The sequence below is a fragment of the Rhizobium sp. GW821-FHT14E12 genome (assembly GCF_058803745.1).
The window spans coordinates 1-23,158 of record NZ_JBXAPH010000001.1 but is presented as its reverse complement, the minus strand read 5'-3'; the positions used below and the strand labels follow the sequence as shown (position 1 = coordinate 23,158).

The 23,158-nt window shown below is 58.7% G+C and carries 24 protein-coding genes and 1 pseudogene; 13 read left to right on the top strand and 12 right to left on the bottom strand.

What is annotated here, in order from left to right; all coding sequences use genetic code 11:
• A complete protein-coding gene (locus tag AC1RO0_RS00125) occupies positions 1 to 828 on the bottom strand; it encodes an SDR family NAD(P)-dependent oxidoreductase (protein WP_498590988.1) in 828 nt (275 codons plus the stop codon).
• 298 nt (positions 829 to 1,126) lie between these two features.
• Between AC1RO0_RS00125 and AC1RO0_RS00120 the strand changes: the two genes are divergently transcribed.
• The 5 genes from AC1RO0_RS00120 (at position 1,127) to AC1RO0_RS00100 (ending at position 4,982) form a co-directional block, all read left to right on the top strand.
• Positions 1,127 to 2,167 carry a cysteine synthase A gene (locus tag AC1RO0_RS00120; protein ID WP_498590987.1) on the top strand — a complete coding sequence of 347 codons (1,041 nt, stop codon included), beginning with the start codon at positions 1,127 to 1,129 and terminating at the stop codon, positions 2,165 to 2,167.
• A 4-nt stretch (positions 2,168 to 2,171) separates the two neighbouring features.
• Entirely contained in the window at positions 2,172 to 2,909 is a 738-nt protein-coding gene (locus tag AC1RO0_RS00115; protein WP_498590986.1) for an alanyl-tRNA editing protein, read from the top strand.
• A gap of 64 nt (positions 2,910 to 2,973) precedes the next feature.
• Positions 2,974 to 3,831, top strand: coding sequence for a 3-mercaptopyruvate sulfurtransferase (gene sseA / locus AC1RO0_RS00110; RefSeq protein WP_498590985.1), 858 nt, complete (start codon positions 2,974 to 2,976; stop codon positions 3,829 to 3,831).
• Between the two features lie 57 nt (positions 3,832 to 3,888).
• A complete protein-coding gene (locus AC1RO0_RS00105; protein ID WP_498592349.1) occupies positions 3,889 to 4,401 on the top strand; it encodes a GNAT family N-acetyltransferase in 513 nt (170 codons plus the stop codon).
• Between the two features lie 71 nt (positions 4,402 to 4,472).
• The gene (locus tag AC1RO0_RS00100; protein WP_498590984.1) at positions 4,473 to 4,982 is read left to right on the top strand and encodes a DUF1203 domain-containing protein; all 510 of its coding nucleotides are present in this window, start codon (positions 4,473 to 4,475) and stop codon (positions 4,980 to 4,982) included.
• A 16-nt stretch (positions 4,983 to 4,998) separates the two neighbouring features.
• On the opposite strand, the gene ald is transcribed toward AC1RO0_RS00100, so the two are convergent.
• The gene (gene ald, locus AC1RO0_RS00095) at positions 4,999 to 6,117 is read right to left on the bottom strand and encodes an alanine dehydrogenase (protein ID WP_498590983.1); all 1,119 of its coding nucleotides are present in this window, start codon (positions 6,115 to 6,117) and stop codon (positions 4,999 to 5,001) included.
• A gap of 132 nt (positions 6,118 to 6,249) precedes the next feature.
• Here ald and AC1RO0_RS00090 point away from each other — a divergent pair, with 132 nt between their 5' ends.
• Positions 6,250 to 6,711: an Lrp/AsnC family transcriptional regulator gene (locus tag AC1RO0_RS00090; RefSeq protein ID WP_498590982.1), complete on the top strand. Its 462-nt coding sequence runs from the start codon at positions 6,250 to 6,252 to the stop codon at positions 6,709 to 6,711.
• Between the two features lie 6 nt (positions 6,712 to 6,717).
• On the opposite strand, the gene AC1RO0_RS00085 is transcribed toward AC1RO0_RS00090, so the two are convergent.
• Together AC1RO0_RS00085 and AC1RO0_RS00080 are read right to left on the bottom strand one after the other, a co-directional pair.
• A complete protein-coding gene (locus AC1RO0_RS00085; RefSeq protein ID WP_498590981.1) occupies positions 6,718 to 7,527 on the bottom strand; it encodes an endonuclease/exonuclease/phosphatase family protein in 810 nt (269 codons plus the stop codon).
• Positions 7,528 to 7,620: 93 nt separating this feature from the next.
• Complete coding sequence (locus AC1RO0_RS00080) at positions 7,621 to 8,049, bottom strand: lysozyme inhibitor LprI family protein (protein WP_498590980.1); 429 nt, start codon at positions 8,047 to 8,049, stop codon at positions 7,621 to 7,623.
• Positions 8,050 to 8,356: 307 nt separating this feature from the next.
• On the opposite strand from AC1RO0_RS00080, the gene AC1RO0_RS00075 reads away from it, so the two are divergent.
• Both AC1RO0_RS00075 and AC1RO0_RS00070 read left to right on the top strand, forming a co-directional pair.
• Positions 8,357 to 8,716 (top strand): PilZ domain-containing protein, encoded by a 360-nt coding sequence (locus tag AC1RO0_RS00075; RefSeq protein ID WP_153365801.1) that lies wholly within the window; start codon positions 8,357 to 8,359, stop codon positions 8,714 to 8,716.
• Between the two features lie 135 nt (positions 8,717 to 8,851).
• Complete coding sequence (locus AC1RO0_RS00070; protein ID WP_498590979.1) at positions 8,852 to 10,840, top strand: bifunctional 2',3'-cyclic-nucleotide 2'-phosphodiesterase/3'-nucleotidase; 1,989 nt, start codon at positions 8,852 to 8,854, stop codon at positions 10,838 to 10,840.
• Positions 10,841 to 10,892: 52 nt separating this feature from the next.
• Here the strand turns inward: AC1RO0_RS00070 and AC1RO0_RS00065 are convergent, their stop codons facing one another.
• Positions 10,893 to 11,861: a LysR family transcriptional regulator gene (locus AC1RO0_RS00065; RefSeq protein WP_498590978.1), complete on the bottom strand. Its 969-nt coding sequence runs from the start codon at positions 11,859 to 11,861 to the stop codon at positions 10,893 to 10,895.
• A 136-nt stretch (positions 11,862 to 11,997) separates the two neighbouring features.
• Between AC1RO0_RS00065 and AC1RO0_RS00060 the strand changes: the two genes are divergently transcribed.
• On the top strand, positions 11,998 to 12,612 hold the full coding sequence (locus tag AC1RO0_RS00060; RefSeq protein WP_498590977.1) for an FMN-dependent NADH-azoreductase: 615 nt from the start codon (positions 11,998 to 12,000) through the stop codon (positions 12,610 to 12,612).
• 51 nt (positions 12,613 to 12,663) lie between these two features.
• On the opposite strand, the gene AC1RO0_RS00055 is transcribed toward AC1RO0_RS00060, so the two are convergent.
• Positions 12,664 to 13,251 carry a TetR/AcrR family transcriptional regulator gene (locus tag AC1RO0_RS00055; protein ID WP_498590976.1) on the bottom strand — a complete coding sequence of 196 codons (588 nt, stop codon included), beginning with the start codon at positions 13,249 to 13,251 and terminating at the stop codon, positions 12,664 to 12,666.
• A 105-nt stretch (positions 13,252 to 13,356) separates the two neighbouring features.
• Here AC1RO0_RS00055 and AC1RO0_RS00050 point away from each other — a divergent pair, with 105 nt between their 5' ends.
• Together AC1RO0_RS00050 and AC1RO0_RS00045 are read left to right on the top strand one after the other, a co-directional pair.
• Positions 13,357 to 14,133, top strand: coding sequence for an SDR family NAD(P)-dependent oxidoreductase (locus tag AC1RO0_RS00050; protein WP_498590975.1), 777 nt, complete (start codon positions 13,357 to 13,359; stop codon positions 14,131 to 14,133).
• 234 nt (positions 14,134 to 14,367) lie between these two features.
• Complete coding sequence (locus tag AC1RO0_RS00045; protein ID WP_498590974.1) at positions 14,368 to 14,844, top strand: OsmC family protein; 477 nt, start codon at positions 14,368 to 14,370, stop codon at positions 14,842 to 14,844.
• A gap of 81 nt (positions 14,845 to 14,925) precedes the next feature.
• Here AC1RO0_RS00045 and AC1RO0_RS00040 read toward each other — a convergent pair whose 3' ends face one another.
• The 5 genes from AC1RO0_RS00040 to AC1RO0_RS00020 all read right to left on the bottom strand — a co-directional run bounded on the left by AC1RO0_RS00040 (position 14,926) and on the right by AC1RO0_RS00020 (position 20,734).
• Positions 14,926 to 15,267 (bottom strand): HlyU family transcriptional regulator, encoded by a 342-nt coding sequence (locus AC1RO0_RS00040; protein ID WP_498590973.1) that lies wholly within the window; start codon positions 15,265 to 15,267, stop codon positions 14,926 to 14,928.
• Between the two features lie 37 nt (positions 15,268 to 15,304).
• Positions 15,305 to 16,555, bottom strand: coding sequence for a threonine ammonia-lyase (ilvA, locus tag AC1RO0_RS00035; protein WP_498590972.1), 1,251 nt, complete (start codon positions 16,553 to 16,555; stop codon positions 15,305 to 15,307).
• Positions 16,556 to 17,906: 1,351 nt separating this feature from the next.
• Entirely contained in the window at positions 17,907 to 18,599 is a 693-nt protein-coding gene (locus AC1RO0_RS00030) for a DUF3313 domain-containing protein (RefSeq protein WP_498590971.1), read from the bottom strand.
• A gap of 149 nt (positions 18,600 to 18,748) precedes the next feature.
• Positions 18,749 to 19,378: a methyltransferase family protein gene (locus tag AC1RO0_RS00025; RefSeq protein WP_498590970.1), complete on the bottom strand. Its 630-nt coding sequence runs from the start codon at positions 19,376 to 19,378 to the stop codon at positions 18,749 to 18,751.
• A 102-nt stretch (positions 19,379 to 19,480) separates the two neighbouring features.
• Positions 19,481 to 20,734, bottom strand: a complete 1,254-nt coding sequence (locus AC1RO0_RS00020) for an ABC transporter substrate-binding protein (protein ID WP_498590969.1) — start codon at positions 20,732 to 20,734, stop codon at positions 19,481 to 19,483.
• A gap of 151 nt (positions 20,735 to 20,885) precedes the next feature.
• On the opposite strand from AC1RO0_RS00020, the gene AC1RO0_RS00015 reads away from it, so the two are divergent.
• Both AC1RO0_RS00015 and AC1RO0_RS00010 read left to right on the top strand, forming a co-directional pair.
• Complete coding sequence (locus tag AC1RO0_RS00015; RefSeq protein WP_498590968.1) at positions 20,886 to 21,578, top strand: response regulator; 693 nt, start codon at positions 20,886 to 20,888, stop codon at positions 21,576 to 21,578.
• 2 nt (positions 21,579 to 21,580) lie between these two features.
• Positions 21,581 to 22,762: an ATP-binding protein gene (locus AC1RO0_RS00010; protein WP_498590967.1), complete on the top strand. Its 1,182-nt coding sequence runs from the start codon at positions 21,581 to 21,583 to the stop codon at positions 22,760 to 22,762.
• 55 nt (positions 22,763 to 22,817) lie between these two features.
• Here AC1RO0_RS00010 and AC1RO0_RS00005 read toward each other — a convergent pair.
• Positions 22,818 to 23,041: pseudogene (locus AC1RO0_RS00005) on the bottom strand (ATP-binding protein); the annotation flags it as partial.
• Positions 23,042 to 23,158: the final 117 nt, after the last annotated feature.

Genomic DNA, 23,158 nt, shown 5'->3' with positions numbered 1-23,158 from the left:
CTATTCAGCCGGATGCGGAGTCGCCCGTGCACCGACGGACTGACGTTTGCCGCCGCTGACGATGCGTCGGACAAGGCGGAAATACAGGCTGTACGGCAGGAATCTCATGAGTTTCATCTTGTAGGTGAAGCTCTTCGGGAAGGTGATTTCGAATGACGGCGCTTTCAGGCCGGCGGCAATCGCCGTGGCCGCGTCGTCCATCGACATCAGCCCCGGCATTGGAAACTTGTTCTTCGCCGTCAGCGGCGTCTCGACGAAGCCCGGCGTGACCAGCTGGATGCGGATGCCGACCCGGCCGAGGTCGAAATTCAGGCTTTCGGCCATGTTGATCAGCGCTGCCTTGGTGGCACCATAGGCAGCACCTCCCGGCAAGCCGCCATAGCCTGCCGCCGACGAGACGATCGCGATCTGGCCGTGCCCCCTCGCCCGCATATGACGCACCGCCGGCACCAGACAGTTGACGACGCCGTGCAGATTGACGGCGAAGCTGCGGTCGAACACATCATGGTTCAAATCCTCGGCACGCGCCGGCAGATAGATCCCGGCGTTGAGAACGACCAGTGCCAGCGGGCCGTGCTGGTATTCGATCGCAGCAACGGTGTGCTCCATGTCTTCGGCACTGGTGACATCGCCGTCGAGGACGACGATGCTGCCGGAGAGCTTGCTTGCTTCCGCCTGCAGCTCCAGCAGCTTGTCGTGACGGCGCGCGGTGACGGCAACCTTGTAGCCCTCGCCAGCGAGCTTCAGCGCCAGCGCACGGCCAATCCCGGAGCTCGCGCCGGTGATCCAGGCCACTCCATGTTCGGGACGGGCGATGAATGGGTTCATGGCTTTTCTCCTCGACTGGCGACCTGCCCGGATGCCGCATTCAGGCGGTCTTCCTCAGCATTTTAGGACTAGCGCATCATTGTGGCCGCTTTCGGCCAACATGAGGCAGGCATGGTCGAAATCCGTGCCGGTCGGACGTAGGAGCGGACTTTCCGATGACAAGCCTCCAAGTCTTTTGTCGTCCAAGTGGAATTTTGCGGCCCAAACGGGGAGCGTGGAACAGAATTTCTTGCCTAGACTGCCTTGTGAAGGGAAAAGACCGTTCTTACAGTAGTGCTGAACAGAAGGCAGAGATTCCATGACCGTCCATCCCTCCGTCCTAGAAGCAATCGGCAACACGCCATTGATCAAGCTCAAGGGAGCCTCCGAGGCGACGGGCTCGACCATTCTCGGCAAGGCGGAGTTTTTGAACCCCGGCCAGTCGGTCAAGGATCGCGCCGCGCTCTACATCATCCGCGATGCCGAGAAGAAGGGCCTGCTGAAGCCCGGCGGCGTCATCGTCGAGGGTACGGCGGGCAATACCGGCATCGGCCTGACCCTCGTCGCCAAGGCGCTGGGCTACCGCACCGTCATCGTCATTCCGGAAACGCAGAGCCAGGAAAAGAAGGACGCGCTGAAGCTGCTCGGCGCCGAGCTCGTCGAAGTGCCGGCGGTTCCCTACAAGAACCCGAACAATTACGTGAAGCTTTCCGGCCGGCTTGCCGAACAATTGGCAAAGACCGAGCCGAACGGTGCGATCTGGGCCAACCAGTTCGATAATGTCGCCAACCGGCAGGCGCATATCGAGACGACGGCCAAGGAAATCTGGGCCGACACCAACGGCAAGATCGACGGCTTCATCTGCTCGGTCGGCTCCGGCGGCACGCTGGCGGGCGTGGCCATGGGCCTGCACGCCTTCAAAAAGGACATCAAGATCGGCATTGCCGATCCGGAAGGGGCAGCCCTTTACGAATTCTACAAGAATGGCGAGCTGAAATCCTCCGGCTCCTCGATCACAGAAGGCATCGGCCAGGGCCGCGTCACGGCGAACCTCGAAGGCTTCACGCCCGATTACGTCTATCAGGTCACCGATGCCGAAGCCCTGCCCTATGTCTTCGATCTCGTCGAATATGAAGGTCTCTGCTTGGGCGGTTCGACGGCCATCAACATCGCCGGCGCGGTACGCCTGGCTAGGGATCTCGGCCCTGGCCACACGATCGTGACGATCCTTTGCGACTACGGCAATCGCTATCAGTCCAAGCTTTTCAACCCGGACTTCCTGAAGTCGAAGGGTCTGCCGTTGCCGTCATACCTTGCGAAAAGCTCCGATATTCCGATCCCTTACGAAAACCAAGCGTGACGTCATGCCCGTGAATGCCCTTTACCGTGACGACTTCTATCTTTCGACCGCCGAAGCCGTCGTCACAGCAATTCACGAGGATGGGGGCATTGAGCTCGACCAGACCTGCTTCTACGCCACCTCGGGCGGACAGCCGGGCGACACCGGTTTCTTCGAGCGAGCCGACGGTTCGAAGATCATGCTGGGACAGACCAGGCACGGGCCGATCAAGGACATCATCATCCATGTGCCGCTCGAGGGCGAGGCGCAACCTATCCTCGGCGAAAAGCTGGTGCTGCATGTCGACTGGCCGCGCCGCTACAAATTGATGCGCATGCACACGGCCTGTCACCTGCTCTCCGTCGTCTGCCAGTTTCCGATCACCGGCGCGGCGGTCGGCGAGGATGAAAGCCGTGTCGATTTCGACATGAGTGAGACGATCGACAAGGACGAGGTGACGGCAAGGATGATGGCGCTCGTCAACGAAAACCATCCCGTCTTCGTCCAATGGATCACGGATGAGGAGCTGGCTGCCAATCCCGGTATCGTCAAATCCAAGAATGTGCGCCCGCCGGTTGGCCTTGGCCGCGTCAGCCTTGTCTGCATCGGCGAAAATTCCGCCGTTGACAGCCAGCCCTGCGGCGGCACACATGTGTCGGAGACGCAGGAAGTCGGGGCAATCCATATCGCCAAGATCGAGAAGAAGGGCAAGGAGAACCGCCGATTCCGCATCCGTTTCGGCACGCCCACGGACGACGCGTAAAGCCGGCCAAGTCCCACATCCTGACACAACCCCCAGAATCAAAAATAGGCAGGGAGAGATCATCATGACAGCGGAGAAAAGCCGTTTCGTCGTATCCGCCGATTGGTTGCAGAACGAATTGGGCGCCAAGGATCTGCGCATCCTTGATGCGTCCTTCTATCTGCCTGCGCAGAAGCGCGATGCCGATGCCGAATATGCCAGTGGCCATATTCCCGGCGCCATCCGCTTCGATCAGGACAAGATTGCCGATCATTCCACCGGCCTGCCGCATACGGTTCCATCATCGGAATTCTTCGCGGCCGAAGTCGGCAAGCTCGGCATCAGCGAAAACGATCGCATCGTCGTCTATGACGGCCCCGGCCTCTTTGCCTCGCCGCGCGTCTGGTGGCTGTTCCGCGCCGTGATGGGTGCAAAGAACGTCTTCGTGCTCGACGGCGGCCTGGATGGCTGGAAGGCCGAGGGACGGCCGCTGGAAACCGCCCTGCCCGCATTCGCGCCAACGACCTTCAAACCGAATTTCAATGCAGCCCGCGTCGTCTCCTTCGACGAGATGCGCGGCATTGTCGATAGCGGCTCCCTGCAGATCGCCGATGCCCGCAGCGCCGGCCGTTTCGCCGCCGCTGAGCCGGAACCACGCGAAGGCATGCGCTCCGGCCATATGCCGGGTGCCAAGAACCTGCCATCCGGCGTCTTCGCCGTGAACGGCAAGTTCAAATCCCTGCCGGAACTGCGCGAGACGATCCAGCAGGCTGGTATCGACCTCGAAAAGCCCGTGGTTACCACCTGCGGCTCCGGGATCACCGCCGCCATCATTACACTTGCGCTTGAATCGCTCGGCCATGACAGCAACCGTCTCTATGACGGCTCGTGGTCGGAATGGGGCAGCCGGCCGGATACGCCCATTGTTACCGGAAAAGATTGAGCGTTGCGGCCCGTGAAGACGCCCTCGTCGCTCAAGGTTCATATCACCCGTCTGGAAATGACGGCGCCGCCCAAGGCGAGCCTTGCTGTGCCTGTCAACATCCAGACAGCGATCATGCGCGCGCCGGAAATTCCGCTGCCCTTTTACCGCTATCTCTACCGCCAGGTCGGCGCGCGCTGGCATTGGGTCGACCGGCTTCGCATGTCCGACGAAGAACTGACGGCTGTCCTGAACGACCAACGCAACGATATCAGCGTGCTCTATGTCAACGGCGCCCCGGCTGGCTTCTTCGAATATTTCCGCGAGGACGAGGAGACGATCGAGCTCAGCCATTTCGGCCTGATCGAACACGCGCTAGGCCTCGGCATCGGCAAATGGTTCCTGCTGCAATCGCTCTACGCCATATGGACTTTGAACCCGCAGCGCGTCACCACGACCACCAACAATCTCGACCATCCGCGCGCGCTTCAGCTCTATCAGATGTTCGGCTTCTCCCCGGTCTCGACCGGCGAAGGCATCGTGCGGCCGCTCAGCGACAAGGAATTGCTGGAACTGATGAAAAGGACCTGACGGCAGGAATCGGGTGGCTTCCGCTGCCCTTGCGGCGCATCACATGACGAACCTCAACAAGGAGATTTGTCATGTCCACCATCGCTTTTGCCGCCATGCCCACGCCCGATGCAGAAAACCTCTGGAACGGCGGCGCTGATGCTTACGGTCACCAGCCGGAGACAATGACCTCCGACGGCCCCGACCATCCCTGCCGCCATTGCCTGCGCAATATCGATGCGGGCCAAAAGTTTCTCGTATTCGCCTATCGGCCGTTTCCGGAGTTGCAGCCCTATGCCGAGACCGGGCCGGTCTTCCTGCATAAGGAACCTTGCGAACGTTATGCCACCGAGGAAGTCCTGCCGCCGATGCTGACGACCAGCCCCGATTTCATCGTGCGTGGCTATGGCGACAACAACCGTATCGTCTATGGCACCGGCGCCGTGACGCCGATCGGCAATATTCCCGCCTATGCGGCCGAGCTTCTTGGCCGCGATGGCATTGCCTATGTGCATGTCCGCTCGGCGCGCAACAATTGCTATCAATGCAGAATAGATAAAAAAGAAACGCCGGCATATGAGAATGCCGGCGCCTCCATCTGACGTAGCGTGATGGGCTTTACGCTACGTTCAAGACGCTTTCCGGTGCGAAGGCTTCATAGCCCAGCGCCTCCGCCACCGGCTTGTTGGTGACGCGGCCCCGGTGGACGTTGAGACCATTGCGCAGATGCTTGTCCTCGGCAATTGCCCGCAGGCCGCGGTCGGCCAAAGCCAGGCCGTGATAGATCGTGGCGTTGTTCAGCGCATGTGCCGAGGTGACGGGAACGGCGCCCGGCATGTTGGCGACGCAATAATGCACGACGCCGTCCACCTCGTAGGTCGGCTCGGAATGGGTCGTGGCATGCGAGGTTTCGAAGCAGCCACCCTGGTCGATGGCGACGTCGACGATGACCGAGCCCTTCTTCATGCCGGTCAGCATTTCACGCGTGACGAGCTTCGGCGCGGCGGCACCGGGGATCAGCACTGCGCCGATGACGAGATCGGCGGAAAAGACCTCTTCTTCCAGCGCCTGGATGCTGGAATAGCGGGTGTGGACACGGCCGTTGAAGATGTCGTCCAGCTGGCGCAGGCGCGGCAGTGAACGGTCGAGGATGCTGACATCAGCGCCGAGGCCAGCCGCCATCTTGGCGGCATGGAGGCCGACGACGCCACCGCCGATAATCGCCACCTTGGCCGGCAGCACGCCAGGCACTCCACCCAGCAGGATGCCGAGGCCGCCATTGGCCTTTTGCAACGCCGTCGCACCCGCCTGTATCGACAGGCGGCCGGCGACTTCCGACATCGGCGCCAGCAGCGGCAGACCGCCGCGCTCGTCAGTGACGGTTTCATAGGCGATGGCGGTGACACCCGAGGCGATCAGACCCTTGGTCTGCTCCGGGTCCGGCGCGAGGTGCAGGTAGGTGTAGAGAAGCTGACCTTCGCGCAGTTGCGCCCATTCGGACGGCTGCGGCTCCTTGACCTTCACGATCATGTCGCACTTTTCGAAGATGTCCTTGGCGCTGGCGGCGATCTTCGCACCGGCAGCGATATAGGCGTGGTCATCGGCGCCGATGCCGGCACCGGCCCTCGTTTCGACCCAGACTTCATGCCCGTGGGCGACATATTCGCGGACCGACGCGGGCGTCAGGCCGACGCGGTATTCGTGGTTCTTGATCTCTTTCGGGCAACCGACACGCATATCATTCCTCCCTGAATGCTTGATCCGAATGAGACCACCTCCGCTTTGAAATGTCCTTGCAAAGAGAATTTGCCCGACAGTCATTTTTCGTGGATTATTGCGCAGAAGGAAAATTCTTCGAAGGATCTTCGAATGTCGGACCTAGACGCCATGGATCGTTCGATCTTGCGGGTGCTGCAACAGAACGCCAGGATCACCAATGCCGAGCTTGCCGAAAAGGTCGGCCTGTCGCCGTCCGCCTGTTCGCGCCGGCTCGATATTCTGGAGAAGAATGGCGTCATCGGCGGCTATCATGCGCGGCTGTCGCACAAGGCGCTGGACTACAAGATGATCGCCATGGTGCATATCTCGCTGTCCGGCCAGTTCGCAAAGACGCTTTCGGAATTCGAAGCGGCCGTGAAACTGTGCCCGAACGTGCTCGGCTGCTACCTGATGTCCGGCGAATACGACTATATCCTGCGCATCGCCGCGCGCGATCTCGAAGACTATGAACGCATCCACCGCGACTGGCTCTCCGCCCTGCCGCATGTGGTGAAGATCAATTCCAGCTTTGCACTACGAGAGGTCATCGACCGGCCGAATGTCGGTCTTTGAGCTGGACTACCGCAGATCCAGCAGCAGGGCGCGATGATCGGAGACTTCCGGCTCGGCAACGGGATCGAATGCGACCACCTCCACCGTCGGCGTCACCAGCATATAGTCGGCAAAGCGCGGTTCCTTGCGGTAATGAGACGTGCGCGTGTCGCTATGTCCCCGCGAGGTGATGAGATCGGAAAGTCCCAACTCCCCCAGAGCCTCAAAGGTCACGCTTCCCGGCAGGACGTTGAAATCGCCACAAACGACCAGCCGCTCCTCTCCCGGCCACACTTGACGGATCAGATCGACCAGCGCCCTCGCCTGGTGCTGACGCGCCAGCGTATCCCCTTTGCCTTCGGGATCGCGCAGGCCATGCATCTGGGCGATGGTAATCGGATTGCCGGCTTCGTAGTTGAACAGGCGAATGCAATGGGCGTTGCGCGATCGCGGATGCGGACCCCAGCCGTCTGAGGAGAATTCTCCATGCACGAAGCCCAGGGCCTGGCCGATGATCGGATATGTCTTGCGAACGAACGTCGCCAGACCGAACTCCGAGGCAAACGGCCGATCGCCGTCGAAGAGCTCACCGCACGCCACCGGGCAGAAGAAGGCGTCATGGGACGGAAGAGCCGCCTTGATCTCCTCGAAGAGATTGGCCCGCTGCAAAAGCTCGACGCCATGACCGCGATAGACCAGCCAATCAGCTTCAGCGCCGGGGGTCCGCACGACTTCCTGTAGGCAGAGGACATCCGCGTCGACATCGACCAGATACCGCATCAGCGGCTCATGCAGCCTGCCACCCCATGCATTCAGCGAAACGATGCGTAATGTCATTGTCTTTGTAAAATCCCGGAGCGACGTGGCGCGGGCGGAACAACGTGAAATGAGGTTGTCATGACCCGACGGTTCAGCACGCGGCGAAAGTGGCTAGTTGCCCTTGAACAACTCGCCATAGCTTTCGAGGTCGGTAATCCGCTTATCGATCACGCCAGCCCGACACGAAACATAGTCCAACACCGCTCGTTCCGCGCCCCAGTCGCCGTTTGCATATAATTGGCAGGAACCTTCCTTGTAGGTGTTCCAGAGACGCTGTTCCGCCAAAAGATCAGTTTTGGTCTGACCTGTCGCCTGTTCAAACACCTTTTTCCAAGTTGCATTCAACTTGTCATCTTCGCGCTTCAGCCATTGCTGTCCGCAGCCACCCCAGGCTGCGTTGCTGCCATCCGACTTGTCCATGCAGGTTTGCCAATCTTTTTCCCACTGATCGGAAGCCTTGGAGAAAGCCGGGCTTGTTCCGCCCGCTGCGACTGCCAGAAAAACCGCCATAGCCGCCAACGATCGCATAGATGTCTTCATCCATCTGCCTCCCGGAAATCATTATAAGCCCACAGAGCGACAACCAAATCGGAACGCTCGGCTGAAGATTGAAACTACCACTAGAAGAAGAGAGGCCGCAACAAGTGGGAGCAGAAGTAGTTTGGAGCCTTGTCTGGCTCCCAACACTTCCATTCGAAATTTTATGGCAATGGCGCGAGCCCGATGCTGAAGCTCTTAAGTCTCGAATCGATACGGATAATTGCAATTTTACCGATCACGCTAAACACCTTTCAATGCATGCCCGCTATCCGTGACATCAGTGATACGCACGCGTCGAGGTGAAATCATGCAGTCGTTTTCAAAACCGCCGGCCCAATACAATCTGAAGATCAAGACCAGGCGTTCGCAGCGCCGCCGCGTCCGGTTGATGGGCCAGGTATGGTATCTCGCAAAGGCGGTGACCGGCCGCGTGGTCGATCTCTCCGCCAGCGGCATCGCGCTGGATTTGCAATCACCGATCCATGCAGCCGCCGGCAGCAAGGTTCGCGTCGAGTGCAGCGAGATCGGGCTGTTGGACGGTATCGTGCGCTGGGTCCATAACGGCCGAATCGGCATCGAATTCGATCCCTCCTCCAATGCTTCGGCTCTGGTCGCCTCCTATTTCCGCTTTTTCCACAAGGACATACAGCCAGTTCTTCGGCGCTGACGGCCTGTTTCCTCACTCGACGCGGAAACCACAATAAGCCTGTCATAATACAGGTGCACACCTTCAAAATTCGTCCTAATCTCCCTCACCCCCAGAGGTGATCGAGAACCATAATAATCGTTGAAGGAGTGTTTCATGTCTTCCATTCTGGAATTGCCCAGCATGTCGCGCCGTTCCCTGCTGCAGGGCCTGAGCGCCACCGCCGCGCTCATCGTGCTGCATCCCTTCGCTGCCCGCGCGGCTGGCAATCAGGCGCATTTGCGCCTCATGGAAACGACTGACATTCACGTCAACGTCTTCCCTTATGACTACTACGCCGACAAGCCGAACGACACGATGGGCCTGTCGCGCACGGCGACGATCATCGACAACATCCGCGCCGAAGCCACCAATTCGCTTTTGATCGACAATGGCGACGTGCTGCAGGGCAATCCGATGGGCGACTACATGGCCTATCAGCACGGCATGAAGGAGGGCGATGTCCATCCGGTCATCAAGGCGATGAATACGCTTGGCTACGAGGTCGGCACGCTCGGAAACCACGAGTTCAACTACGGCCTCGACTTCATGTTCAAGGTGCTCGGCGGCGCGAACTTCCCCTTCGTCTGCGCCAACCTGACCAAGGGCCAGCTCGCTTCAGACCCGAAGAAGGACGATCTGTTCTTCAAGCCCTATCTGATCCTTGAAAAGAAGATCAAGGACGGCGCCGGCAATGAAAGCCCGATCAAGATCGGCTTCATCGGCTTCGTACCGCCGCAGATCATGCTCTGGGATATCAAGAATCTCGAAGGCAAGGCGCAGACGCGCGATATCGTCGAAGCCGCAAAGGCCTGGGTGCCGGTCATGAAGGAAGAAGGCGCCGATATCATCATCGCGCTTTCGCACTCCGGTATCGACGGCAGCGCGCCCTCCGACAAGATGGAAAATGCCTCGCTCTATGTCGCCGCCGTTCCCGGCATCGACGCCGTCTTCACCGGCCACCAGCATCTCGTCTTCCCCGGTCCGAAGACCTGGGACGGCATCAAGGACGCCGATCCGGTCAAGGGTACGCTGCATGGCAAGCCTACCGTCATGGCCGGCTTCTGGGGCTCGCATCTCGGCCTGATCGATCTGCTGCTCGAAAAGGACGGCAATAGCTGGAAGATCGTCGACTTCACCGCCGAGGCGCGGCCGATCTATCACCGCGACGACAAGAAGAAGGTCATCGCCGATGTCGCCGACAAGAAGGAAGTGGTCGAAGCCGCCAAGGCCGAGCACGAAGCGACGCTCGCCTATGTCCGCACGCCCGTCGGCAAGACCTCGGCGCCGCTCTACTCCTATTTCGCGCTCGTCGCCGACGATCCCTCGGTGCAGATCGTCAGCCAGGCGCAGATCTGGTACATCAAGGACATGCTGAAAGAGACGCAGTACAAGGATCTGCCGGTGCTTTCGGCAGCCGCGCCCTTCAAATGCGGTGGGCGTAACGGCGTCGACTACTATACCGACGTTCCCGCCGGCAATATCGCCATCAAGAACGTCGCTGATCTCTATCTCTATCCGAATACAGTTCAGGCGGTCGTCATCAACGGCGCGCAGGTGAAGAACTGGCTGGAAATGTCGGCGGCGATGTTCAATCAGGTGCAGCCGGGCGCCAAGGATGTCGCTCTGCTCAACGACAGCTTCCCGTCCTACAACTTCGACATCATCGACGGCGTCACCTACCAGATCGACGTGTCGCAGCCTCGCCGCTTCAGCGATGACGGCAAGCTCTTGAATGCCGATGCAAATCGCATCCAGAACCTGCAATTCAACGGCAAGCCGATCGATCCCGCCCAGAAATTCGTGGTGGTTAGCAACAACTACCGCGCCGGCGGCGGCGGCAACTTCCCGGAAATCGCAGCGGACAAGGTCATCTACAAGGCCCCGGACACCAACCGCGACGTCATCGTCCGCTATGTCCACGAACAGGGCACGATCAACCCGACCGCCGACGGCAACTGGACCTTCAAGCCACTACCGGGCACCACCGTCCTGTTCCCAAGCTCACCCAAGGCCAAGGGCTTCCTTGCCGAGGTGAAGAGCGTCAAGATCGAGGACGCCGGCGAAGGCACGGACGGGTTCAATAATTTCCGGCTGGTTCTGTAGTCGGCTACACAATTACAAAAATGAAAATGGGCGCCTCAGAGGGCGCCCATTTTCATTCCGCCGCCAACTGGTTTTCGTCAGGACGGAACACGTCCATGGCCGCCTTGAAATCCACCCGGTCCGGGCATTGCGACAGGCGATCACGGAAGGCCTCGATCATCCAGGCCGCCGCAGGACCGGGGGGATTGGAGAGTTTGCGCACGGCATAGATCGGATATTCGCCCTGCTCATAGGCATCGAGATCAAGATGCACGAGCCGGCCCTTCTGCAGATCTTCATAGATCAGCGAAGCCGGCAGGCCGCCCCAGCCGAGGCCGCCGCGGATCAGCTGATGCTTGGTGGCGATATCGCTGAGGTGCCAGATCTTGTAGGACAGGACATTGAAATCCCGGCCCTTGGTGAGGTTTGAAGCATCGGTGACGACCAGTTGCACCTCTTCGCGCACGTCGGCAAGGGTCAGCGGCCGCTTGATCTGGGCAAGCGGATGGAGTGGTGAGGCGACCGGCATCATGAAGGAGTGACCAAGGCGCTCGATCACCATGGAATCATCCTGTTTTATGACCGCGCCGCCGATTCCGATCGTCGATTTGCCGCTGGCGACCAGCTCCATCATTGTGCCGAGCTCGCCGGCATCAAGCCGCAGCGAGACGGACGGGAAGCGGTCACGGAACTCTCTCAGGACGTCCACCGTGGCATTCGTCGGCACCATGACGCTGATGGCGACCGCCACCTCCGCCTCGAGCCCGGTCTTCAGGCCCTTGACCCTGGCGCGCATCACCTGGAGATCGGAGAGAATGCGGCGCGCATCCTCGAGCATCACCCTGCCCGCATCCGTCAGCTTCGGCTGGCGCGAGCCCGAACGCTCGAACAGCGGCATTTCCAGCTGCGCCTCGAGATTGGCGATCGTATAACTGATCACCGACTGCGCGCGGTTGAGCACGCGCGAGGCTGCGGAGAAGCTGCCGGATTCGGCAACGGTCAGAAAAACCTGCAATTGGTCAAGCGTTGGGTTGGGAAGCATGGGCTATCCATTTTATCGATCATTCCAATCCATATTATCACAGTTTTTCTCGATAGCACTGAAGACTTATCTATGGATGCGAAACGTGGCCGAACCTCCCATCCGGCTATCGCAACCCATTGATAAGGAACATAGCATGTCCTCCATTCTGCTTCTGACATCCAGCCCGCGCTCGGACTCAGTCTCCACCAAGATCGCCAGCGATCTTGCCGACAAGATCAAGGCCCAGAATCCGGGCAAGACGATCGTTCATCGCAATCTGGCCGGCGCTCCGTTGGCCCATATCGATGAATTCTTCACCGCCGCCATTCGTACGCCGGCCGACGCCCGCACCGCTGAACAGAACGAAGCCATCAAGGTTTCTGAAGCGCTGGTGGACGAGCTGCTCGCCGCCGACACGCTGGTCATCGGCACAGGCCTCATCAACTTCAGCATCTATTCGTCGCTGAAGTCCTGGATCGACAACGTCGCCCGCGCCGGCCGCACTTTTACCTACACCGAGACCGGCCCGAAGGGCCTGGCCACCGGCAAGAAGGCTTATATCGTGCTCGCATCCGGCGGCGTCTATTCGGAAGGCCCGGCCGCTCCGCTGAACCACGCCGTTCCCTATCTGAAGTCGGTCCTCGGCTTCATCGGCATCACCGATGTCGAAACGGTCTATGTCGAAGGCCTTGCCTTCGGTCCGGAAGCTGCTGAAAAGGCAATCGGCGCTGCCCAGGCTCGCGCTGCCGAACTGGCACTTGCCGCCTAATTCGCAAGTACGACGACACGTCACGGCGGCCGGTTCTCACCGGCCGCTTTTTTATTTTCCGTCGTCTTCCGCCAGCTCCCTCATGAAACTCCTTGCGGCTTCCAGAATTTCGTCGGAAAGCGCCTCGTCGTTCGCAACGCGGGCAAGACCGACCGCGCCGGCCATCAGGCAAGTGGCGATGAGGGCACTGCGCCGGGCGTCGGCGGCGTCCGCTTGCGGCATCCGCGCCGTCATCGTTTCGATATTCTTCTGCATTCCTTCCGTGGCGATCGTCCGGACGGCTTCGCCGCTGCGTGCAATATCGGCGGTTAGGGCCGCATAGGCGCAGCCTTCGCCGCAGTGGTCGCGATGGGAGGCGCTGAGATAGTTCTCGGCATAGTCCGCCAATGGGATATCGGCCGGATCGATCCCTCTCTCCTGCATCTGCCGCCGCTGCCCCTCCACCGCCGCCTGAACGGCCTCGGCCACCAGCTCGTCCCTTGAGGCGAAATGCTTGTAGAAGCCGCCAACCGTCAGCCCCGCTTCCTTCATGAGATCGGCGACACCGATCCCTTCCAGCCCCTCTTCACGCAGGCGCCTGGCCGCAAGCGTGACGATCCGCTCGTGCGTCTTCTGTTTTTCCAGCTGCGAATGGCCCATCGAAGAATCCTCTCAAGCCGCTTGACGAATGTGGATTATCATCATAATCCTTATGGAGAACGATCATAATCCAGATCGCGATTGAAGCCAATAGGAGTTACCAACATGCGCCTCAAGAACAAGGTTGCCATCATCACCGGCGGCAATAGCGGCATCGGCCTTGCCACCGCCCGCGTCTTCCTCGCCGAGGGCGCCAAGGTCGCCATCACCGGCCGCAACCCGCAGACCCTTGCCGCCGCCGTCGAAGAGCTCGGCGGCGATGTCCTAGCGTTGCAGGTTGATGTCACCGACGTTGCCGCGACTGAGAAAGCCTTTGCGGAAGTGGCTGAAAAGCTTGGCAATATCGATATCCTCTTCGCCAATGCCGGGATTGCCGGCGAAACCGCCGTTGGAAAGACCAGGCTCGAACAGTTCGAGACGGTGGTCCGCACGAATTTCACCGCCGTCTTCTTTACCGTGCAGGCGGCGCTGCCGCATCTGAACGACGGTGCGTCGGTAATCCTGAACGGCTCCGTGCATGCCGTTCTCGGCATCCCAGGCTACTCCGCCTATGCCGGCACCAAGGGCGCCGTGCGTGCCATGACCCGCAACCTCGCCTCCGAACTCGCGCCGCGCGGCATCCGCGTCAACCAGGTGACGCCGGGCGCCACCAAGACGCCGATTTGGAACACGCGGGCGATGACCGAAGACGCCAAGGATGCGCTGGAAGCCCGCTTCGGCAGCCTGAGCCCGCTTGGCCGCATGAGCGAGGCGGAAGAGATCGCCAAAGCGGCCCTCTATTTCGCTTCCGACGACTCGAGCAACGTCACCGCCATCGAAATCACCGTCGACGGCGGCGCCACCAGCGCTCCGTCGGGCGCCAAGCTTTTCCGGTCTGCCTGAGAGGCATAGGGAAGCCGGGTGGGCTGATTTCCAACTGACGGCAAAGGCCGCCTGATGCAGGATGCTGATGGCGGCCTTTGCGTGTCAGGCGTATCGCCAAATGTCGACGACTGCGCGAGACCGGTCTGCAATTTATCGCGAAAGTGGCTTTAGCTTTCAGATAATCTCCTGCGATATACGCAGCTGCGATGCGTCGATGAGGTTCACCCAGGGCATAGCAGTCGGAGGATTTCGGTGAAAGACAAGCAACATACCTATCATGTCAACGTCGTCTGGACCGGCAATGACGGTACGGGAACGTCGAGCTATCGCGGCTATCGACGGGATCATGAGATACGTGCCGAGGGAAAACCGACGATCGCCGGCTCTTCCGACCCGAGCTTCCGCGGCGATCCCACCCGGTGGAACCCCGAGGACCTGCTGGTCGCTTCGCTGTCGGCCTGCCACAAGCTTTGGTATCTCGGCCTTTGCGCGCAAGCCGGCGTCATCGTCCTGTCCTATGAGGACGCGGCGGAGGGAACGATGCTGGAAGAGAGTAGCAGCGCCGGGCAATTCACCTCGGTCGTCCTGCGCCCCAGGATCGTCATCGATGCGGCATCCGACGCAAGAACGGCGCTTGAGCTGCATCATAAGGCGCACGAGATGTGCTTCATCGCCCGCTCGGTGAATTTTCCCGTTACCAACGAGCCGCAGATCTCGACGGCGGCATAACAATTGCAAGCCATTGAAAGAACATTCAGTTCCTTCAATGGCAATTGCCGTTTACGGCTTGTCGCCAGCCGGTTTTGGAAATTAGACTTGGCGAACCTTTTCGCCGTCGCCGAACAGCGATGGGCCGTTCTGGTCGATGATCTGCCGCGCCTTGCGGAAGGTGGATTCGAGAGCATCGTCCGAGGATGTGAAGACATCGGCCCGGATGAAGTTGCGCACCAGCGTCTCGCCGTTCACATCCTTCTCGATCCTGCCCATCAGGCGGAACTGATTGCCTTCCCGCTGCGGCGTCGCATGGATCGTGCAGTCGCCATGCGTCTGCGGTTCGGCGCTGATGGTGGAGCCACCGGCCTTTTCAGCGCTCGTCGCCGAAGCGCCGCCGCCGGTGAAGATCGAGAGAATATTGGACAAGATCGAAGCCATGAATCGCCTTTAGCATGAAGGACGTGAGGTCGCAAAGTTAAATGATCAGGTTCGCAAGGATCTCGTTCTCGGTGATGTCCTCATAGCCCATGCCGGCGTGCTCGAACTTTTCGACCAGCTGCTTGAAATTATCGGAATCCTTGGTCTCAATGCCGATCAGGATGGAACCGAAGTTACGGGCGCTCTTCTTCAGATATTCGAAGCGGGCGATATCGTCGTCTGGACCGAGAAGGTTGAGGAAATCGCGCAGCGCGCCGGGGCGCTGGGCAAGGCGCAGGATGAAGTACTTCTTCAACCCGGCATAGCGCATGGCGCGCTCCTTGACATCAGGCAGGCGCTCAAAATCGAAATTGCCGCCGGAGACGACCGCAACGATCGTCTTGCCACGGATGGCATCTGGATCCATGGTCTCCAGTGCGGTGATCGCCAGCGCGCCTGCCGGCTCAAGCACGACACCCTCTACGTTCAGCATATCGGCGATCGTCACGCAGATGGCGTTCTCTTCGATCAGCCTGACCTGCTCCGGCGCGAACCCCTTCAGGGCAGCGAAGTTCAGGTCGCCGATACGGCCAACAGCCGCGCCGTCGACGAAATTGTCGACCTTCGTCAGCGTCACCACCTGCCCCGCCTCGATACTGCGCCGCAGACTCGGCGCACCCGCAGGCTCGGCAAAGACGAATGTCTCCTTGCCAAGCCGATCGGCAAAGTAACCGGTGATGCCGGCCGCCAATCCACCGCCGCCGACAGGCAGAATGATGAGGTCAGGCATGACACCGTCTGGCAATTGCTCAGCGATTTCGTCGGCGACCGTCGCCTGCCCCTCGATGATATCGACATGATCGAAAGGCGGCACCATGACGCCATCGATATGCTGCACATGTTCGCGCGCCGCCTGATAGCACTGGTCGAAGAAGTCACCGAAGAGCTTGATGGTGATGAATTCACCACCGAACATGCGAGTTTTGTCGATCTTCTGCTGCGGCGTCGTCACCGGCATGAAGACCACGCCCGGTACGCCGAAATGGCGGCAGACGAAGGCAAAGCCCTGCGCATGATTGCCGGCCGACGCGCAGACGAAGGTCTTGCCCGTGCCGCCTGCGGCAATCACCTTGCGGAAGAAATTGAAGGCGCCGCGGATCTTGTAGGAACGCACCGGCGTCAGATCCTCGCGCTTCAGCCAGATGTCAGCGCCATAGCGAGCTGAAAGATGCTCGTTCAGCTGCAGCGGCGTTGCGGGAAAAAGGCCACGCATGGCCTCGGTGGCATCGAGAACATTCTGCTTGTCCACGGGCGTCGTCCATCCTTGTTCAATTCGCCTTCGCTATGACACAGGAAACATGAGTAACGAAAGCCTGTTTATCCCGGTTTCCGACCTGTGCGAGCGAGATTCCGTATTCGCGGAACCAAGGCTTGCGACCAGCAAAGACGCAACTGCCATGATTTGCACCAGCCGTTGCAGCCGACAGCTACCCCCAAAATCTTCGAATTGACACAGTGGAACCGTCCGTCTCCAATGCGGCCAGCCATCATGATGATGGTTAGAGGCCCGCTTCAATCCGGTTCATCCGGTGCCAGCGGGCTTCGCTTGCATATGATCGCCCACTGCGCGGCATAATTATAATGATTATACCGGCGCTGGTGAACGCTCTCGGAGGGCGGTGAGACAATCGCGTCGGAACCGCTCAACGCCAGAACAAGCCGAGCTGAGTTCTGCCCCTTGCCGCAAACATTCCCTTGACTGAATCGCTCAAGTGCTTGAAGGGGAAAGGCGAGCGGACGTGGCGAAACTGGTAGACGCAAGGGACTTAAAAAGACTTACTTCTACCATTCCGCAAAAAAGTTCGTAAGGCGAGAGACGCAGTTCTCTCAATGCCTTAGGAAGGTGTTGGTTTGGAGGATGAAGAAGACCGATTCCATGCTAGGTGCAGTATAGGTGCAGAGAGCTAGGGGTAGAATCGGCGACAAAAAGGCGGACGTGGCGAAATCGGTAGACGCAGCAGACTTTAAAATTGGAGTGCCCGCAGGGAAATCTGCGGAGTAGAACCGCTCAAAGTCGGGGAACGCTAACGGGTAAATGCCCTAAGCCAATCCCGAGCCAAGCCCTCTCACGAGGGAAGGTGTAGAGACTGGACGGGCGGCGCCTAAAGCTTACGGGCCACGGCGAAGGGACAGTCCAGACCACGAACGCTGAAAGGCGGCGGCGAAAGTCGAAGTGGTATGAAAATCTGCTTCTCTATGAGAGTACGGGTTCGATTCCCGTCGTCCGCACCACTCTTCACCTCGAATCATCAGCAAATATCTACATCCCCGATGTCACCGACTTGGTAGGTGCCGGAGGCAGGCGTCACTTTGGCGTTCGATCCCGCAAGTGATTGATCTGAACCCTTCAAACTGGGCCAATTTTGGTTAGAGTTTTCCGGTGTATTTTCCTGGCTGGAAGAGAATGGCTGCGCGTGATTGGACAGCCATACGCCCGTTGCCAACTTCGCCCTTCGATGCATGTAACAGGCCAACGCCGAGTTTGGTTGATCATCCATTCTTATGGAGAGACCGATTTGGCGCTCGACGGAAAGCTGCTATTCGATCCGCAGTCGAGCGCCATAAGGCCGAGAATAGAAACAAGAAGCACCGAACGGTGATCAATGAAGCGAAGCGGCGACGGTGGGCTGCAGTTTTACAATGAGATCATCGGCACCCTTTTGGATTCCGACTTTGGACGCCCCCAGCGGTCCCAAGCTTGCTCCCACATTGAGCGCCCCAGGATACTGCTTCGAAACGAAAGCTAAGAGCAGTGTGTTGGTGGCGCTATCGTATAATTCGACATAGTAATTAATGGAACCGCTGAGTGTGCCTTCTTTTCCACGGGCGGCCTGAACGCTGTTGACCGCCAGCCCGAGGGGCATAAGTTTTGCTGCTGTGGAGAGAACAGGAGCACTCGACTTCGCGCCTGTCAATGTGAGTCTGAGCCTTAACGTGGCAGGACCTGGTATTGAGGTCAGCGTGTATTTTGACTTCAAGCGATTTTCGAATGTGTCTTTCATATAGGAAGCAAGAGCGATCTTGTCTTTGTCGCTTATATTGACAAAGTGGTGGTCGCGGTCTCTGTAAATTTGAACAGGCTCTACGATCACTGCGGAGTAGGCCCTGAAATTCACACCGCCACCGGAATAAAGCAGTGGGACTTTTCCATCCTTGTTGTGGGTGTTCACAGATAGTTGTCTGGAAGAGGCGATGCCTTGGTAGGCCACCGGATCGGTGCTAGCGCAGCCAGCCGCGATAGCCGTTAGCGCAACCAAAGCAGTACGGGAAAAACCCAAAAAATTTACTGGCATGAGAAACTCCTAGTGGGACAACGAAGCAGTTTTGGCGGCACCTGGGCGCAAAAACTTGCGCGGCCAGACGAAGGGGAAAGACGTCGTGACATCCGCGATACGCCTTGAGATGCGGCGCTCAGATAGCGTGGCGATCCGCCTGATTGCGTTTAGGGGAGGATAATCGACAGCGGAAGGAGGCGGCTTTCGCGGAGATATTCGACCAATTCGGAAAAGGGAATCATGGCCAAAATGAAAAGTGCGTCTCGGGCTGTCGCCAGCAGCGCTTTTCGAGAAATGGCGTGGGCCTGTCCCCACTTGAACATTGAGAGATCGGGCCAGAGCAATGGTGTGCGACGGGCATATTCTGCGTATTGTTCGCCGAACAGATGCGCCAAATATAGTGCTTCCCGCTTCGCCGTATATCGGAACACGATGTAGGCGAGCAGTGTGAAAATCGCCGTGGCAAGCAGGCTTCCAAACACCAGGCAGACGCCGCTGATCGTAATCAGGGAAAAGAGATAGAGAGGATTGCGGGTGACCGAATATGGCCCCTCGGTTACAAGCTCCAAATTTTTCAGGCCGCCAACATAGACGATCGACCAGATCCGCCCCATGACGCCAAACGCAATCAATAATGTTCCAATCTGGGCGAACAGCGTCAGAGCGACGCTTCCCAGGGGGAAGACCGGGCCGACGACAAGATGGAAAGTGATAAACGCGGCAGTGAGTGCCCAAAGCGCCCAGATTCGCGACTTTTGCTTGAAAGGTCGATCAGACGATGTCATGTAAATGGCCATTGTTTTCAGCTCTATAGGGGTCAAATGAGACGCAGATGCTGGCACGCGCGATTCCGCGGCCGCAGCCATGCATGATGACGCTTTGCACTCTTGCAAATCGATCTACGGGTTCGTTGGCTGCCTTGACGGACCAGCAGCCTTTGCCAGGTATTGAAGGTCGTAGTATTTCTCGACGTTCGTCAGCACCTTGCGTGGCTCCCCATACTCGCTCCGCAAGGCCAGCACGGTTTTTATTCCCGCGATGTCGAGATCACCTGTTCGGTTGATCCCCGTTTCGGAATGCAGAAGGATTTCGTAGCTCACATCGGCAAACGTCTCCGACATATTCGGCATATTCCTGCGCAGGATTGCGATAGCCTCAGCCTTGTTGGCCGGCTCATAGAGCCAGTCGAGAGCGGTAAGATATGCGCGTATATAGCCGACTAGTGCCGCCTCATTGTCTCTCGCCCAGCTTCGACGTACGGAGAAAGCCGTGCCCTGATAGCGGCCAAGAACATCGTCAGCATTGGCCAGCAGATTGAAGCCTCTGGCTTGCGCGGCCGCATGCATTGGCGAGATCAGGAGAGTGCCAGCCTGCTGTTTCTTCATTAGCGCCTGGAAACGCTCCTGCAACCCGCCGACGCTGACGAATTCCACATCGGAGACCTTGAGACCGCCTTTCTCCAGCAGCTTGCGAAGTACGAACGCATAACCGGTCGTGACGGCGTCAACGGAGAGCTGCTTTCCCTTGAGATCCGCGTAGCTCTTCGCCTCCGGCACAGTTACGAACTGCAGAAAGCCGTGGTTGCCGGCGCCCATGAAGGCAAAGATGTCGGGCTTCTCTTTTGTCGGCGCTTCGCCCTGCCCTTCCATATAAGCGACCACATTGTCGATCCCTGCCATGGCAATGTCGAACCTGCCGTCGATAAGGCCGGTCATCAGGAACTCCGAGTTCGGCGTCGGCGTCAGCGTCACCGCGATACCGTTGCGATCGAAATAGCCTTTCTCTTGCGCTGCCCAGATCGGCCAATTGTGGGGGCTCGGAAACGCTATCACCGATATCGATTTCGGTTGCTCGGCGGCGGCGGCCCCGGCGCTCTCAAGCGCGACAGAAAAGGATGCCGCACCAAAAAATGCGGTCGCCGTTGAAAGTAGCATAGCTCTCTTCCACTTTTGCTTGATGCTCACGCGCGAAGATCTTGTTGGCCACATTCCGGATGTTGCGCCCAGTAAGCTTCTCATTGAGCCGAATCGTGCGACCCTCGGCGCGGCTGGCTGCTGCTCCTCGACGAGGACGGAGCTCAAGTAATCAAATGCAAGTCGCATGCCGACGTCTCCGAAAGTTCCGATACCAACGGTTTGCAGCGAGACGATCAAGGAATGGTCAAGACGAGATCAAGATATTGTCCGGAAACGGTGGTATTGTCGTGGCAGCGCGGTTTGGAATTTGCAGACGTCCTCGTTGTCCATCATAATTTTGCCTTCGGCGTCGAGACGGAGGCAGACGAAAGAATTGCAGGGAATTAGCGTGGACAACAGTCTCGTTCTGATCGTTGAGGATGAACCGGCAATCGCGGAAATACTCGAAGGGTATCTGTCGCGAGATGGCTTTCGTACTGTCCGGGCCAGCGATGGCGAAACCGCCCTTCAGCATCATGTTCAACTGAAGCCCGATATCGTGCTACTGGATGTGCGTATCCCGAAACTCGACGGTTTTGCCGTTTTGAGTCGCCTGCGTCAGACCAGTTCTACGCCTGTCATTATGGTGACGGCTGTCGCCGATGACCTCGACCGCCTGAGCGGCCTGCGTCTTGGTGCCGACGACTATGTCGTCAAACCATTTAACCCGCAGGAAGTCGTTGCCCGGGTCAGGGCGGTTCTGCGTCGGACCCTGGGAGAAAGACAGGATACAATCCAAAGGTTTCGCGCCTTGGAAGTGAATTTCGGCAGCTACTCCGCAGTCGTCGACAAGGACGGAAAACGCGTGCCACTGTCTCTGACGTTAAGCGAGTTCCGAATTCTCGCCCATATGATCCGCCATCCGGGCCGGGCTTTTGCGCGGTCCGATATTCTCGACGCCTGCCTGCCCGACAGCGATGCCCTGGTTCGCACTGTGGACATGCATATTTCCAATCTTCGACGCAAGCTGGAGGATATGGGGCAGAAGGGCTTTTTCCCTGCGGTACGCGGAGTTGGCTACCGTTTCTTCGATCCCGAGTGAAGATGCCCAGATTTTCCAACCTGTCATTGGCCACGGTCACCGCGACTGTAATTGCAACCATGCTCGTTCTCAGCGTCGGCATGACTGGTCTAGGGGTCGGCTGGTATGCCTCCTATATCGAGCAAAGTGCAACCGACAACCTGCCGCCGAGTGCCGAGGCCGCCTTCAGGACTTTGAACGAGGGTGCCGTTGATGACAGAGATGCGCTCAAGATTCTGCTCGCTCACATCGAAACGCAGACAGATCTGAGAATTCAGCTTTCCATAGTGATCTTCAGCCTGTTTTCCGCTCTGACATGCGCCGTCATCGGGATATATCTGGTACGACGGATCGTAAGTCCCCTGGAAGAGCTTACCTCCGCCGCCAAAGCCCTGGAAACGGGAGATTTTTCAGTGCGGGTCGCCGCGTCTCTCAACGGGACCCGTGAAGTATCCAGCCTTGTGGAGAGCTTCAATGCTCTTGCCACGGGTCTTGAGACAATGGAAGAAAGATTGCGTTTCAATAATATGGCGGTCGCGCATGAACTGCGCACACCACTGACGATTCTACGGGGATCGTTGCAGGGCATGCTCGACGGTGTATTCCCCATGAGGCGGAAGACCATTTCCGATCTTTTGCTTCAGGTCGAAGGCTTGGCAAGAATTGTCGAGGATTTGCGCACGCTTTCGTTGGCAATAGACCAGAAACTCGTGATGCAGCGTCAAAGGCTCGATGTTGCCGAGGTCGTCAATGCCATTCTTGCATCGGCCAAACCCTTAGTCGACGCATCCAAGTTTCAAGTCGAGACCGATCTTCAGCCGGCCTGGATATCAGCGGACTCGTCCCGTATCCGTCAGGCTGTGCTAGCTCTTTTGGAAAATGCCTGCCGCTATGCAGCAAGCGGTGGTCAGCTGCGTTGCGAAACGGAGCAACTGGCGGATGGAAGCGCCGTCATCCGCGTTCTCGACCGTGGCCCGGGCTTTCCGGAGGACATGCAGGCGGTGGCGATCAACCCCTTTTGGCGGGGCGATCCGTCGCGTTCGCGCGCAACTGGCGGAACAGGGCTTGGGCTCTCGGTGGCAAGGGCAATAGCAATCGCTCATGGAGGACATCTAGAGCTTGCGAACCGGACGGGCGGTGGTGCGAGTGTAGAAATCCATCTGCAGCGCCAGCAGAGCGGATTGTCAATCAGCACTGAACATTGACCCCTTTTGCTTATCCAAGTTCGCGCCCCATTTGCGGTAGATCATCGCTTGGCCTTTAGCTCTGAGAGCGGTTCTTGGAGCGCCAAGATTCATTTCCGGTCTTGACGATCTCGCAGTGATGGGTCAGGCGGTCGAGAGGCGCCGTCGTCATCTTTGCATCGCCGAATATCGTCGGCCATTCTCCAGGCGATTGAGATAGTCCGCCGTTCGCCCTTGCTTTCCGCTACGCGTTTCCGTTTCCAGGCGGTTCACCAGACCGACAACATGGAAGAAGCGGCCCATCGGAGATTATTTAGTTCGGCGAAACGTCGGCGCTAAAGTAAGCTCCCGGTGAGGGCCGTCTTGCGAGGTTGAGACGAACATCGGAAGTCCTAGTGCAAACACTAGGAGTAGTCC